Genomic DNA, 15300 nt, shown 5'->3' with positions numbered 1-15300 from the left:
CCACCTTCAAAAGAAGGATTTACACCATCGCTGGTGGTGCGCGAGCAGAAGCATAGCTGCTTTGCGAAAGCCTCAAAAAATGAGGGCTTGTCGCTGCTTCGACAGGTTGCCCGTCATAAAGGACAATCTCGCTGGAGAATGTTGCGATTCCGTCGCCATTTCCGTGAGGATAAGCTGCCTTGATTTTTGCTGCTATCGCATCTGTCAGGACAGCACGCATCGGCTGGGTTGCCGGTGTGGATTGCTGGCGTGGGGGAAGTGCAGGTGCGCTATCTATCTGCTGCGCAGCCATTTTTCCGGGAAGTGCACGGCTCGTTTCGCCGCCAAGAGCAGAAAGGTCTATTGCGAACAGAAAGGCGGCAAACGACAGAACGCACGTCACAACCAGCATGAAACCATGCTGATAATAACGATCAGTGCGCTGATCTGCGTTGTTCATGCCTTTAAACAAAACGCCCGAACTTTCTTCGACAGTCTTTCCGTAGAAATAAGCCAGTTTAAGAATGATTTTGCTTGTCGCTAAACCGTTCTGTTTATTCGATTTTATGCATTGCCCGATTCAAAAACATCGTATTCTTACCGAGGCTTAGCGATGACACCTACAGCATCGATTCAAAAAAGGGAATCGTTTTCTGTATGGGGTACTGGTGATGTCTTGAAATCACTGAATAAAATCAAAAGCCCATTTTGGTATCGAGCTTGCCATAGTATTGCTTCTGTTATCATGCGCTTTATGTTCAAAAGCAGATCGAGAAACCGGCAGAGTTGAAATTGACATATTTATCGACGTTCCGCGCAGTTGCATTCGCAATGACAACTTTGGCTTTTTCGCTGTGCGCGATTGGGCAATCAAATGCGCAAGATCCCAAGGCGTCGAAGCCGCAGGCTCCTGTAGCCGCTGAACAGTCGGTGCCGGAAGAAAAAGCTGTTGTTGAAAATAGCGCACCCGTCTCCGGCGTCGTGCAACAGCAGAAGCCGGTTATCAACGATCTTAAGCAGCAGACGAAAACGATCAGTGACCAGTTACAGAAATCTGTCACGAACGACGAATCTCTGGCGAATTTCAAGTTGCAGCTCGATGGTCTTTCCAAAAAGCTACTCGATGCTGGTGTCGCCTTTCGTCCGCGACTGACGGAAATCAATACGCGGCTCGAACAGTTGGGCGCAGCGCCTTCTGGTGATCAGGCAGCGGAACCGACAATCGTTGCCGAAGAGCGTGCGAGGTTAGTCGCTGAGAAAGCCGAGATTAATGCGGTTATCGGTGAAACTGAAGACGCTTCACTTGCTGTCAATCAGATGTCGGCAAAAATCGGCAATATGCGCCGTGATCTGTTCGCACAGACATTGTCGCAACGTGTGAACCTTGATCTCACGCTTGGTTCAGAAGTAACAGCCGCCGCTGGAAATCAGATGGTTTCCCTGTGGAGCATCGTGAAATCATGGTGGCGCTTTGTTTCTACCTTTAAGCTCAACTCATTTCTGGCTGCGGCTTTCTTTGCCGTTATTGCTGCTTTGGTTATTCAGCTTGGTGCACGACGGGTTCTGGGATCGCTTTACGAGCGTGATATAACGAACGAAGCGCCTTCTTATCTCAGCCGCTTGTCGGTCGCCTTCTGGTCAACGGCGATTCCTTCGGGTGCTGTTGCTGTTTTCTTGGCTACAACTTACTTCTGTCTCGATTACTTCAATGTGCTCAGACCCGACATTGGGACGCTGCTGCAATCGCTGTTTATCGTTCTCGGCATTGTCTTCTTTATCAGCCGGTTAGCATTTGCTTGTATCAGCCCTTACACTCCCGCTTGGCGGTTGGTGCCTATAGCACCGCGTCCGGGCAGGGCATTGGTTTGGCTCATAACTGGTATGGCACTGATTAACGGGCTGGATTCGTTTTTCAGCAAGGTTAATCAGGTTTTGTCGTCGCCATTGTCTTTGACGATGGCCAAAAGCTTGTTGTCGACGGTTGTAATCGGCGTGCTCATCCTCATCATAGCGCTGGTAAAACCAATCGAGAGAAACGTTGGAGAAGCTATTCGCCCTTGGCCAAAAGCGTTCCGTGTATTTCTGATTCTGCTTGGCCTTATTCCGATTGTTACAGCCTGCTTCGGCTTTATTGGTCTTGCGCGCTTTATGGCGCAGCAGATCGTTGTCACTGGCGCATTTCTCGTGACGATGTATCTCGGCTTTTTGACGGGACGTGCGATTTCTGAAGAACAGGCCTTTGCGTCCAGCCCAATTGGGCGGGTAATGCGTGACCGCTTCCATTTCGATGAAGCGAAACTGGACCAGCTGGGACTTGTTGTCGGCATTCTTATCAATCTTGCGGTTGCCCTGGTCGGCATACCGCTGGTGTTGATGCAGTTCGGCTTCCAATGGGTCGAACTCAAAAACACGTTCTATCATTTGATGACAGGCTTCCAGGTTGGCAGCATTTCCATATCGCTGATGGGAATTCTGACCGGCGTGGGCCTGTTTATCATCGTCTATCTGATGACGCATTGGTTCCAAAACTGGCTTGATAGCAAGGTTCTTGCGCGCGGTCGCGTCGATTCAGGTGTTCGCAATTCTATCCGCACTGTTATCGGCTATGTTGGGCTGGTGCTTGCCGGGCTGGTTGCGGTATCCGCCGCTGGCTTCAATCTATCCAGTCTGGCGCTGATCGCTGGTGGCCTGTCGCTTGGTATCGGTTTTGGTCTTCAGAATATCGTTCAGAACTTTGTTTCTGGTCTTATTTTGCTGGCAGAACGCCCGTTCAAAGTCGGTGACTGGGTGGAAGCTGGAACGGTCAGCGGCATTGTTAAAAAGATCAGTGTTCGCGCGACTGAGGTTGAAACTTTCCAAAAACAATCGATTGTCGTTCCGAACTCGACGCTGATTAACGGCAATGTCGGTAACTGGACGTTGCGGAATAAGCTGGGCCGTATCGATATCAATGTGCAGGCCGCTTATACGGATGAGCCGCGCCGTGTTCACGGCCTGCTGTTAGAAATCATTCGTGGTCATCCATCGATTTTGAAAAATCCTGAGCCATTCGTGGCACTACAAAGCATGACGGATTCATTACTGGTTTTCGATGCCTATGCGCATGTCGCAGATATTACATCGACGGGTGGTATCAAGAATGAGCTGCGCTTCCAGATTGTTGAACGGTTCCATGCTGAAGGGATCCAATTGGCCTCGTCTTCGACGGATTTGGTGCTTGGCGTGCCTGAAATCGAAAAGCTGTCAGACTTGATGAATAGGGAAGTTCCACGCGCTGCAAAGCCGCGTAAGGAAAAGCCTGTGGAAGCTGACAAACCAGAACATGATGACAAGGTATGAACGGCCTGTTCAGTTGCGGTTCAGTTTTGAAGTCTTATAAGTAATAAAGAATGAGAGCAGGGGACTGCTTAAACGAGTGGGGCCGGTTTTCGGCTTGTAGCGGGAGCGGCGGAAACGCCGAAAAAGATATGAATAAAGTTCAGGTCCATTTTGCTGGCAAAGTCGTACTCGGCGCAGTGCTTGCACTCTCTTTTTCTGTGCCAAGCCTCTATGCTGCCAGTGTTTCCAATAACGATGCAGCTGAACAGACAATCGTTGTGACCGAAGGCGCATCAAAACGCGAGATGCTGATTGCTGCGGGTGAGACCGTCGAATTCTGTGATGGTGGTTGCTTCGTGACGTTTCCGAATGGTGATCGTGAAGCGCTGAAAGGCGATGAAAAGATTGTCATTTCCGGCGGCAAGGCATCTTTTCAATAGTCACAGATTTTAAATGAAGAAAGCCGGGGTTATGCCCCGGCTTTCTTTTTGCACATATCGTTATCGGAAAACCGGTTCCCACTTTTCCGCGACATGCTTCAGCTCCGTGGTTTAAGATTTTCCGGGTCGTAAAGTGGTTTATAGCCAATGGATACGACTTCGACCGGATAGGTCTCGCCAAAGTATTCCACATTCAGCTTGCGGCCCTCCTGACAATAAGACCATGGCAGATAGGCAAGTGCGATATTCTTGCCGATGGTTGGACCATAGGCAATGGACGACGTGAATGATCTGCGTCCGAGTTCATCAACGAGTGTTTCGCCTGTTTCTGGATCGAGCACCGGCAAAATGCCGACCGGATAGCGAGCAACACCTTTTGAATCGATATTTTCGCTCATGACCAGAGTGCAAAGCATTGCTGGCTGATGGTCACGGGCTTTATATTCGAGGTGCTTTGCCTTACCGCAGAAGTCAGCTTCTTTCACCTTCGGGCGAGCGAGATCAGCTTCCAGCAGGTTATATTCGGTGAGCAGATCAGCATTTTGAAGGCGCAGACTCTTTTCCATGCGGCGTGTATTGGCGTAGGTTTCGACGCCAACGGCAATAGCACCCGTTGAGCGCAGCGCATCCCAGACGGCAAGCCCGTCTTCATATTTCATGTGCAATTCCCAGCCCTGTTCGCCGACATAGGAAATACGGAAGGCGGTTACGTCTTTGCCTGCAACGCGGATTGGCTTGATCGCTGCAAAAGCGAAGTTTTCGGCATCAAGACCATCCGGGTCTTCGACAACCTTTTTGAGATTGGCGCGGGCATTCGGTCCCCAAATGCCGATGGTTACATATTTCTCCGTCACATCGGTGATGGTAACGTCAAAGCCTTTATCTTCGGCCACACGGCGCATGTAATGGAAATCACGCGGACCGGCATCTGCACCGTTGATCATAAGAATGCGGTCGGCCATGCGGATTGCTGTGAAATCTGCACGTACCATGCCTTCATTGTCGAGAAAGTGCGTGTAAATGCCTTTGCCTATATTCGCATCGCCGCCGATTTTGGCGGCACAAAGCCACTCCATTAGCGCGACATGATCCGGGCCTTCAATGTCATACATGGCGAAATGCGAGAGATTGATAATGCCGCAATCTTCGCTCAATGCGAGATGCTCGGCATTGGAAACGCGCCAGAAATGGCGGTTATCCCATTCGTTCTCGCGGACCGGAATGCGGTCGCCATATTTTTCCAGCAGATGCTCATTGGCCGCATAGCCATGCGCACGCTCCCAGCCGCCCAGCTCCATGAAGTAGCCGCCGAGTTCTTTTTCACGCTCATAGAAAGGCGAGCGGCGAATATTGCGGCCTTTGGAGAATGGCTCACGCGGATGCACTGCTGGATTATAGACCTTCATGGCCGTTTCGGTGCAGCGATCCCAGATGAACTGCTCCGTCATCTGATGCGGATAGAAGCGCGAATAGTCGATAGCGTGATGATCAATTGATGTCCGCCCATCGGTCATCCAGTCCGCAATGAGCTTACCCATGCCGGGGCCGTCCTTGACCCATATTGCAACCGCATACCAGAGGCCGCGCACCTTTTGGCTTTCGCCCATCGAAGGGCCGCCATCGGTTGTCACCTGCAGAAAGCCGTTGAAGGAATGGCTTTCATTATAGCCAAGTTCACCCAAGATAGGGGTCAATTCAATGGCGCGTTCGAGCGGTTCGAGCACCTGTTCCATATCGAGATCGCGCTGCGAGGGCGACAGGCGTGCTTCATGCTTTTCAAGCAGATCGCGAGGGTGGCACAGGCGCGGATTGGTTTCCTCGTAATAGCCCCATTCGATCTGGCCGCCTTCGGCAGTCTTCGGGTCGCCTGTATCACGCATATAGGCAGAGTTGCCCTGATCGCGCAGAAGTGGCCAGCCGATTTCTTTGCCGGTGCCAGCAAATTCATTATAGGGACCGAAGAAGGTAAGCGGATGGTCGATCGGCATCACGGGCAGGTCTTCGCCAACCATTTCTGCAATCAGACGTCCCCAAAGTCCGGCACAAATAACAACATAATCGGCTTCAATTGTACCGCGATGGGTGACAACACCCTTGATGCGGCCGTTCTCGATAACAAGCGACTGAGCGGGTGTATTCGCAAAGCTTTGCAGCTTGCCAGCGGCTTCGGCTTGGTCGATCAGCTTGCCTGCGACGGTTTGCGAACGTGGAATAACGAGACCAGCATCCGGATCCCAAAGACCACCCTGAACAAGGCTTTCTTCAATAAGTGGGAACTTCTCTTTGACTTCGGAAGGCTCCATTAGGCGGGCACGTGTGCCGAAAGCTTTGCCGGATGCAACCTTGCGCTTTAGTTCTTCCATACGGGAATCGTCGTCGACGCGGGCAACTTCGATGCCGCCAACGCGCGCGTAATGCCCCATCTTTTCATAGAAATCGATGGAGTAAAGCGTGGTCCAACACGATAGGAAATCGTGACTGGTCGCATAGCAGAAATCGGAAGCGTGGGCTGTGGAGCCAATATCGGTCGGGATGCCGGACTTATCAATGCCGACAATGTCGTCCCAACCGCGCTCAATCAGGTGGTGGACGACCGATGCACCGACGATGCCGCCAAGTCCGACAATGACGACTTTTGCCTTCTTAGGAAACTCTGCCATTTTATGCGATCCCATTTATAATTTGATGGAATCATAGTGATTGGTGTGAGCCAACAATAGTCATTCTACGACATAATCAGAGCGTCCGGCGACCGAAGTTAAATGTGTATTTGATTGAGCCGAAATGTTGATTTTCATATGCGTGCGATATTGAGATTTTGATTCATGGTGCGTGGCTATCACACTGATTTAAAATAAGAAGCCACGCTTTGTAGCATGGCTTTTGATGTAATCAGGCTGCTATCAGCATTTTGCGATCTGCTCGTTCCTGTTGGGGTGAACGACCATAAAGTTCGCGATAACACTTGGAAAAATGCGACGCGGAAACAAAGCCACATGCAACGGCGACTTCCACCACCGGCATAGAGGATTGCAACAGAAGATGTCGCGCCCGATCAAGGCGGATTTCAAGATAATATCTCGCTGGTGAGCGGCCCATTTCCTGCCGGAAGAGCCGTTCGACCTGACGGCGCGACAGGCCAATGCTATGTGCCACATCAATGAGAGTTTCTGGCTCGGAAAGATTGGCTTCCATCATTTCGATTATGGTCAGAATTTTTGAGTTCTGAATGCCAAGCCGCGCCCGCAGTGGCAGGCGCTGACGATCATGCGGATTGCGAACGCGGTCGGTTAGTGCTTGTTCGCAGATACGGTTGACCAGATTGTCATCGAAGTCATCACCAATCAGTTTCAGCATCATATCGAGCGCTGCTGTACCGCCAGCGCAGGTGTAAATATTGCCGTCCACCTCAAAGAGATCAGCATAGACTTCCGCTTTTGGAAAAGCTTCGGAAAACCCCGGCAAGTTTTCCCAGTGGATTGCGCAGCGTTTGCCGGAGAGAAGTCCGGCGGCTGCTAGAATATGCGCGCCGGTGCAGAGGCCACCTACTGCCACCCCACGGTTATATTCCTCACGCAGCCAGGCAAAGACAGACTTGTTGCGGAACTCTTCGACATAAACGCCAGAGCAAACGAACACCATGGATGGACGTTGCTCGCGTTGAAGGAAACGACGTTCGTCTTCCAGCGAAGCATTGACGGCGCATTCCACGCCGTTCGATGCTTTGACTGGCTTGCCATCGGTCGAGGTGAGCCGCCAGCGATAGGCTTCATAGCCCAGCATTCGATTGGCAATGCGCAACGGTTCAATCGCTGTCGCAAATGCGATCATCGAAAAGTCCGGCACCAGAAAAAAAACAATAGATCGCTTAATCGATGAAGCTTCAATCATAGCCTGACCGTTCCCATTCTCAAAAGCCTTGTTGCGGTTCCCGACGCAATTCAGACCTTGTGCCTCCGTCATGACACCGGAATTTTCACCGGTCTTGTCATCCGGTCGTTTTTTGACCGGTCATCCTGTTGCTACAGCCTTGTTTTATAGGGGGTGGCTATGGCGCAAACAGGACAGGCATATTGAGACATAGAACGCTCAGATTGAATAGTGCGGCTAAATGCCTGCCGTAAATTGGTTTCTCCGTGTCGCTAAATTGAAGGCATGGAATATCCTGCCCTCAATTTGCAATATTACTTAAGTGTTCCGGTTTTTCAGGGTTTGAGCGGGTAGTCGATCATCGACGCATGGCCAGCCGATATCGTGCAGAATGTGCTCGGGCAAGGCCTCCAATGCCCTACGACTTTTTTTGATGCGTCGCTGGTATTTCCAGTTGGAATAAAATCCGCTGAATGTTGCTACGTTCGCCTTGAGCCAGCTTGGGATCAAAGACGAGCGTGACCCACATTCGTTTTGCAGTGCTTCACATTGAATGCTCATTTTCGTTCTCCAGACAAAATTGAGATCATGTGTTTGGGAGTGGCTTGATCTCTATGCCCAAAGCTTGCGACCATCTTGACGTTCAATCAAACGAAATATACAAAGCCATAAGATCAGAAAAATTGAACTAGCGAAAGCTATGGAGTTCATCATGACAGCGCCGGTTCAGCATCCAATGCCAATGCTCGATATTGATGTATTGCGCACATTCGCGGCTATCGCAGACACTGGCAGTTTTTCTGCCGCGGCCAATGTCGTGTTTCGCACGCCCTCTGCCGTCTCAATGCAAATTAAGAAGCTTGAAGAGCAAATAGGCGTTGTGGTGTTTGATCGTGACGCGCGGTCGGTGACATTGACGAGCGATGGTGAGATGCTTCTCGGCTATGCGCGGCGGTTGCTTGCCCTTAACCGCGAAGCTGTTGCGAAGTTTCTGGCGCCCACTATCACTGGCGTTGTTCGTTTGGGGTCGCCCGACGATATTGGCGAATGTGTTCTGCCGCTGGTGTTGAAGCGATTTGCCGAGACACATCCCGGCGTTACAGTCGATGTGGTGATAGATCAAAGTTCCAATCTTCGTAAGCGTTTAGACGAGCGGCGTCTGGACGTTACGCTCGTTAACCTTTCCCATACCGTACCGAGCAAGGGCGACATCGAAGTTCTGCTTGATGAGGAACTCGTTTGGGCGGGTGCGAAATGTGGAACGGCTTATCGGCGTGACCCGCTGCCACTCTCAATATGGGAAGAAGGCTGTGCATGGCGCGGCAATGCGCTGGAAGCACTCGAGAGTTCGGGGCGGCAGTATCGCATCGCCTATATGAGTTCGCACTCAACAGGTCAGCGTGCAGCAATCCAAGCGGATCTCGCGATTGCACCTTTTGGTAAGACCTTGCTTGGTGAAGGCATTGTCGCACTTGGTCCTGAGCATGGACTACCGGAATTGGGACGCTATCAGCTCGGAATGATTATTCGGCCCGATGCGCGGCAACATATTCAGGTTGTGGCGGATCATCTGCGCAATGTCTTTGAATCCTATCGCCGCAGTGGTCGCTTTGAAACGCTGCGTTCGGGTTGGGGTAGCGTTGCAGTTGCGTGCGGTTGATCTGCGCTCTTGTCGAGAATAAATCCTGCACTAAATGGCTAAAATGACAGCTGTAAGAACAGCTTCACCACCAGGATTCCGGGCAGGGCGGGCCGGTCGTTCGGGAGGTTTATTTGTTAGACTGTGACCTCAGTGGAGAGACCCTATGAAGCTATCTCGTATCGTTCCTGTTGCTATTGTCCTTTGCGCTTTCACGTTAGCTTCCTGTGCCAACACGGTTCGCGGTGTGGGGCGCGACGTAAAAGGCACTGCGCATGCTGTTCAAGAAACGGTTGAGTGAATCAAAAAGGTCCGGGTTTTCCCGGACCTTTTTTTATTTCTGCAAAAAATAGCTGACTGTCAGATGTTTGTCTCGGCGTGTTCGATAAACGACAGTTGTCGTGTTTACGCCGTTCTCTGGTATTGTGATTTTTGCTTGATTCATGAGGTTCGTTACGCGCTCATTTGGTGATGCACCCCCGAACCACATTATAAGCGCAGGCCTTTCAGCATTAAACGCTCCATTTGGTGTTTCCGGATGGATCACTTGAATGGACGGTTCAAAAATTCTGAAATTTCCGGCGATTTGCGCATTGTCGGTCAGGATTGTTTTGAAATCTCCGTCTTGACGCATTTCCTGATAAAGACTCTGGTAATCCAGCTGACCATATGGCGGATTGCCCGACCCATAGATGAGATAATACGCAAGTACCGGCGGTACGATCAGTGCGAAGACAATACTAACGGCTGAAAATTGTAATAGTGCGCGTGAGTGGCGACGGTATTCTGAAAATAGGCAGGCTATCACTGCTGGTGTGAGAAAAAGTACGGGTTGCAGCCAGCGATCTTTGATGTTGCTGACACCGGCTACTATCACTCCAAACAATACGATAATAATTCCCACAACGAGAATACGCCGCATGAATGTCTCACCCGCCGTAATCGGTTGGTTTGGTGACGTGCGTTTGGCAGAATGAATAAGTGATATGATGAAAGCTATACCGATCACCAGAACGGAAAAAAGAAATGTAGCTTCAATGAAGCTACCGACGCCGTGCAGTCGATCAAAAAATAAGTTACCGGTTGCACCAATCTGAAGCTTTTCTGAACGTGCAACAACACTTGCTTTATGCGCGATCATCCAATTAGCGGTTGGAGCAAAGCAGATAGCAAATGCACCCACCGTCAAAAAAGTTATCTTTGATAGTAGTACTTTTCTGTATTCTGCTACTGAAAGCCCGGTAACAATCAGCATTATTATAAATATAGATGCGTTAAATTTACCCAGTACAGCGGCAGCCATTGCAATGCCGAGGGCAACTGCGGCTAACATGCTTTTATCTCGCATGTACCAGGCGAAGGTGAGAAAAGCCCAGCCGCATCCTGCTGTCCCGGCAATAGAATGTGTTAGTGCTCTCTGAGATTCCCAGCCTATTTGCGGAACGAGAAATAGTCCCAGCATTGATGCCGAAGCGACAATTCGCGAGAAGCCTAAAAGTCGCATTGCGCCAAATACGCTTAAAAATAAGCTGGCGAGCATACTAAACTTGACGATTTGAAGCGTCAGCATTGATGTGCCCAGAACGGACGCGGCAATATTCGTTATCCAGGTATAGAGAGGCGGCTGTGAGCCGCCATACCCCCAATCGAGATAGCCTATATTTGCGAGTTGCTCTGCATCGTCCAAGCCTGCGCCGTTAGAGACGAATGTCACAAGGATAGCCTGAAAGGCAAAATAGCAAAGTACGAAGACAACCGCCATTGGGAAGCCAAAGAAGGATTTATCTGCGCTTTCCGCAGTTGTCGCTTTCAGGGTGGTCAAATTACTATTCCAAGATTTGATCGTACTCAAAAAAATACGATGCTTAATTCGCTTTTAACTGGCGCGTTCGTTTATTTCGCTCGGCGAAACGCTGCTCCAATAAAATATCTGTCACAGGATTATGGCTTGATTTCAATCTTATAACTAAAAACTGAAAGTATCATCACGGATAATTTATAAGCGGGAAAAAATAGCAAAAAACCGCGCTGCCTCGTCAGGTGCACGGTCTTGCCAAATACGCATGGCGCTTCCACCAAACAATACACAGGTGGAAGAGACTGAAGCTCCGGTACGCAGTACCAAATCCGGAGCCAGAGAAGAACTCAATCGTCTCTGGCCCCTTTTTAGCGCAACATCGTTACCGGACAGTTATCAGATACTTAAGCAAATCTAAACAACGGCAGTTTTTTGCTTTTTATAGAAGAATTTATCGAGTTTAGGCTTTTGCTGAACGTAAAAAATTGATGATGCCGGAAAAATCGTCTCCGCCGTGCCCTTCATTGTCAAAGCGCTTGTAAAGTTCTTCCGCATGAGCGCCCAGGGGGGTGGCCGCGCCTGCGCTTTTTGCAGCTTCTTGTGAAAGCTTGAGGTCTTTGAGCATGAGTGCTGCTGCAAATCCTGGCGTATAATCACGGTTTGCCGGGGATGTTGGCACTGGGCCGGGCACCGGGCAATAGGTGGTCAGCGACCAGCACTGACCTGATGAAGTTGAGGCCACATCAAATAGAGCCTGATGTGATAGGCCGAGTTTTTCTGCCAGCACAAAAGCTTCGCTGACGCCAATCATCGAAATGCCGAGAATCATATTGTTGCAGATTTTCGCAGCCTGTCCTGCACCATCGCCACCGCAATGCACAATCTTACCAGCCATTGGCTGAAGCAGCGGTTCAGCCTTGGCGAAAGCATTGTCGCTGCCACCTGCCATGAAAGTGAGGGTGCCAGCTGTTGCACCACCTGTGCCGCCTGAGACTGGCGCATCGACGGAGAGTTGCCCATGACTGGCTGCGATCTCGTGCGCTTTGCGTGCAGAATCCACATCAATGGTTGAGCTATCAATGAAAAGTGAGTCTTTACGAGCCTTAGGAGCGATGTCTTCATAAACAGAAAGAACATGTTTGCCCGCAGGCAACATGGTAATGATCGCATCGACATTGCTTGCTGCCTCTGCAGCGCTTGCCGCGATCTCAAGCCCATTGGCTTTAGCTTCTTCCAAATGAGCGGGCAGCAAATCAAAGCCTATGACTTTGTGCCCGGCCTTTACCAGATTGGCGGCCATCGGTCCGCCCATATTGCCGAGGCCGATAAAAGCGATAGTGGCCATGGTTTCCTCCTATTCAATAAATGTATCAGCGTCCGATCATCTGGCGCGCGATGATGACGCGCATGATCTCGTTGGTGCCTTCAAGAATCTGATGAACGCGCAGATCGCGGACCAGTTTCTCGATGCCGTAATCATGGAGATAGCCATAGCCACCCAGAAGCTGTAGCGCGTCATTGGCGACGTTAAAGCCTGTGTCGGTTACAAAGCGTTTGGCCATGGCAGACCATTTGCCGGCATCATGTGTTTTGCGGTCAAGCTTGCTCGCAGCAGTGTAAAGAAGCTGTCGTGATGCGGAGAGGTCTGTTTCCATATCGGCAAGGCGGAACTGCAAAGCCTGAAACTGATCGATTGTCTTGCCGAAAGCTTTGCGTTGTCCCGTGTAATCTATAGCTTTATTGAGTGCAGATTGTGCGCCACCGAGCGAGCAGGCGGCAATATTCAGTCGGCCACCGTCAAGACCTGCCATAGCTATTTTGAAGCCTGTGCCTTCTTCACCCAAACGATTAGCAACTGGCACGCGGCAATTGTCGAAAATTACCGTTCGTGTGGGCTGCATATTCCAGCCCATCTTGTGTTCGTTGGCGCCGAAAGATAGACCGGGCGCATCTTTTGGCACAATAAGCGTAGAAATTCCCTTGGGGCCGTCCTCGCCGGTACGTACCATTGTTACGTAAAGATCGGTCGCACCTGCACCGGAAATAAACTGCTTTGTTCCGTTGAGAATGTAATGATCGCCATCTCGCTCTGCACGCGTCCGTAGTGCAGCCGCATCCGAGCCTGAGCCAGGTTCGGTCAAGCAATAGCTTGCAAGCCAATCCATCGATGTGAGTTTGGGCAAAAATGTCTGGCGATGGTTCTCGTCGCCAAACGTATCGATCATCCATGCTGCCATATTGTGAATGGATATAAAGGCTGAAAAGGCAGGGCAAGCCTCGGCCAGTGCCTCAAATATCAGGACGGCATCAGAACGCTTAAGTGCTGATCCACCGACGTCGTCGTGAACATAAATTCCGCCCATACCAAGCGGTCCGGTTTGTTTAATCACCTCTATGGGGAAATGCTTGTCGCGATCCCATTGCAGCGCATGGGGCGCAACAAAATCAGTTGCAAAACCGCGTGCCATGTCCTGAATGGCTAATTGATCTTCATTGAGTTCAAACTGGCTCTGGTTGGCAGTATCCATGGTTTCCTCCCTATGAGCACCGCGCCTCCTGATGGGACTAGATCACAATGGCTCGTGGCTGCCAACGCTCCATTGGAATAATCTTGCTCACTTTTGTAATAAACTGATGCGCATTTTTGCATATAAGGTCGCTGGAACTGCTGGCGATTGCCAGTCGCATAAACTTGGGATAGGCAAGCGCGCATGACACGCGCAATCATGTTTCAGGGAACGGGTTCGGATGTCGGCAAAAGTGTTCTTGTTGCCGGTCTATGCCGCGTTGCCCGCAATCGCGGACTGATAGTTCGGCCATTCAAGCCGCAAAACATGTCTAATAATGCGGCCGTCAGCGATGACGGTGGCGAGATTGGACGGGCGCAATGGCTTCAAGCTCTGGCGTGTGGCGTTCCGTCATCGGTGCACATGAATCCGGTTTTGCTGAAACCACAGACCGATATGGGCAGTCAGGTCGTTGTTCAGGGAAAAGTGCGTGGTGAGGCGCGTGGCCGATATTATCAGCAGTTAAAACCGCAATTGATGGCGGCAGTTATGGAATCTTACGCCATCATTAGCGAAGGCGCTGATTTGGTGCTCATCGAAGGTGCGGGATCGCCTGCCGAAATCAATCTGCGCGCTGGCGATATTGCTAATATGGGCTTTGCTACACAGGCCAACGTGCCGGTGGTTCTGGTGGGCGATATTGACCGCGGTGGGGTAATTGCCTCGCTGGTCGGTACGCACACAATCCTGTCCGACGAGGACCGTGCAATGGTGCACGGCTTTTTGATCAATAAGTTTCGCGGCGATATTACGCTGTTTGATGACGGTCTGGAGGCGATAACGCGTTTTACCGGTTGGCGCTCCTTCGGTGTTGTGCCTTGGCTGAAAGCCGTGTCGCGCTTGCCTGCCGAAGATTCGGTTGTCTTGGAACGTGCTACGCGCGGCGATGCCAAAGCATTGAAAGTAGCGGTTCCGATGCTACCACGCATCGCAAATTTTGATGATCTCGATCCATTGAAGGCCGAAGATCAGGTGGAGGTTGTTATGGTTCCCCCTGGACAGCCTCTGCCGAACGATGCCGGTCTTGTAGTTATACCGGGAACCAAATCCACAATTGCTGACTTGATTGCCTTTCGTGAAAATGGTTGGGAGCGCGATTTGCACGCGCATGTGCGACGTGGGGGGCATGTGCTTGGGATATGCGGCGGGTTTCAGATGCTTGGAAACCGCATTAGTGATCCTCATGGCATTGAAGGGTCGGTGCGCGAGATTGATGGCTTGGGCTTACTTGATGTTGAGACAATCATGGAGCCAGAAAAAGTTGTTCGCAATGTTCAGGCTCAATCAATGCTTTATGATGTAGCCCTCGAGGGCTACGAAATACATATCGGTCGCACGCATGGCGCTGATGCGATACGCCCATTTTCAAAAATTGATGGTCATGACGACGGAGCCGTATCAATAAACGGCCGTGTCATGGGGACGTATCTGCATGGCGTTTTTTGTGCTGATGAGTTTAGGCGAAATGTCCTTTTTGCTCTCGGAGTGCGTAGCTCAGTTGAGCATTACAGAGAAAGTATAGAGGGCGCGCTGGATCAGCTCGCGAAAGGGTTGGAAGATTCTCTCGATATTGATGCAATTTTTTCAATTTGATAATTTATAATATTAAAGAATAATAAAATACAATTACTTTAAATAGATAGTAATATATAATTAAATACTTAATTATTTAAAAATGCATGAACAATA

At 50.4% G+C, this 15300-nt stretch carries 11 protein-coding genes; 5 read left to right on the top strand and 6 right to left on the bottom strand.

Going from position 1 to position 15300, the window contains the following annotated elements; translation table 11 throughout:
- Positions 1–19: 19 nt before the first annotated feature.
- Positions 20–439 carry a hypothetical protein gene (locus tag ACOZHT_RS12955; RefSeq protein WP_421565807.1) on the bottom strand — a complete coding sequence of 140 codons (420 nt, stop codon included), beginning with the start codon at positions 437–439 and terminating at the stop codon, positions 20–22.
- Between the two features lie 332 nt (positions 440–771).
- Between ACOZHT_RS12955 and ACOZHT_RS12950 the strand changes: the two genes are divergently transcribed.
- The gene (locus ACOZHT_RS12950) at positions 772–3318 is read left to right on the top strand and encodes a mechanosensitive ion channel family protein (protein ID WP_339513715.1); all 2547 of its coding nucleotides are present in this window, start codon (positions 772–774) and stop codon (positions 3316–3318) included.
- A 128-nt stretch (positions 3319–3446) separates the two neighbouring features.
- On the top strand, positions 3447–3737 hold the full coding sequence (locus ACOZHT_RS12945; protein ID WP_339513717.1) for a hypothetical protein: 291 nt from the start codon (positions 3447–3449) through the stop codon (positions 3735–3737).
- Positions 3738–3835: 98 nt separating this feature from the next.
- On the opposite strand, the gene ACOZHT_RS12940 is transcribed toward ACOZHT_RS12945, so the two are convergent.
- Both ACOZHT_RS12940 and ACOZHT_RS12935 read right to left on the bottom strand, forming a co-directional pair.
- On the bottom strand, positions 3836–6397 hold the full coding sequence (locus tag ACOZHT_RS12940; RefSeq protein WP_339513719.1) for an FAD-dependent oxidoreductase: 2562 nt from the start codon (positions 6395–6397) through the stop codon (positions 3836–3838).
- A 232-nt stretch (positions 6398–6629) separates the two neighbouring features.
- Positions 6630–7628 carry a GlxA family transcriptional regulator gene (locus ACOZHT_RS12935; protein ID WP_339513721.1) on the bottom strand — a complete coding sequence of 333 codons (999 nt, stop codon included), beginning with the start codon at positions 7626–7628 and terminating at the stop codon, positions 6630–6632.
- A 691-nt stretch (positions 7629–8319) separates the two neighbouring features.
- On the opposite strand from ACOZHT_RS12935, the gene ACOZHT_RS12930 reads away from it, so the two are divergent.
- A complete protein-coding gene (locus ACOZHT_RS12930; RefSeq protein WP_339513723.1) occupies positions 8320–9267 on the top strand; it encodes a LysR substrate-binding domain-containing protein in 948 nt (315 codons plus the stop codon).
- Positions 9268–9412: 145 nt separating this feature from the next.
- Positions 9413–9547, top strand: coding sequence for an entericidin A/B family lipoprotein (locus ACOZHT_RS12925; protein WP_007875604.1), 135 nt, complete (start codon positions 9413–9415; stop codon positions 9545–9547).
- A gap of 33 nt (positions 9548–9580) precedes the next feature.
- On the opposite strand, the gene ACOZHT_RS12920 is transcribed toward ACOZHT_RS12925, so the two are convergent.
- The 3 genes from ACOZHT_RS12920 to ACOZHT_RS12910 form a co-directional block, all read right to left on the bottom strand.
- The gene (locus tag ACOZHT_RS12920) at positions 9581–11068 is read right to left on the bottom strand and encodes an ArnT family glycosyltransferase (protein WP_421565806.1); all 1488 of its coding nucleotides are present in this window, start codon (positions 11066–11068) and stop codon (positions 9581–9583) included.
- A gap of 436 nt (positions 11069–11504) precedes the next feature.
- Positions 11505–12389, bottom strand: coding sequence for a 3-hydroxyisobutyrate dehydrogenase (mmsB, locus tag ACOZHT_RS12915; RefSeq protein WP_339513727.1), 885 nt, complete (start codon positions 12387–12389; stop codon positions 11505–11507).
- A 25-nt stretch (positions 12390–12414) separates the two neighbouring features.
- On the bottom strand, positions 12415–13572 hold the full coding sequence (locus ACOZHT_RS12910) for an isobutyryl-CoA dehydrogenase (protein ID WP_339513729.1): 1158 nt from the start codon (positions 13570–13572) through the stop codon (positions 12415–12417).
- A 183-nt stretch (positions 13573–13755) separates the two neighbouring features.
- Here ACOZHT_RS12910 and ACOZHT_RS12905 point away from each other — a divergent pair, with 183 nt between their 5' ends.
- Complete coding sequence (locus tag ACOZHT_RS12905) at positions 13756–15204, top strand: cobyric acid synthase (RefSeq protein WP_421565805.1); 1449 nt, start codon at positions 13756–13758, stop codon at positions 15202–15204.
- Positions 15205–15300 lie beyond the last annotated feature (96 nt).

The sequence above is a fragment of the Ochrobactrum sp. EDr1-4 genome (assembly GCF_049199085.1).
In the GTDB taxonomy this organism is placed as follows: domain Bacteria; phylum Pseudomonadota; class Alphaproteobacteria; order Rhizobiales; family Rhizobiaceae; genus Brucella.
Note: the sequence above shows the minus strand (reverse complement) of the source record. Positions and strands in the feature narration are given on the sequence as shown.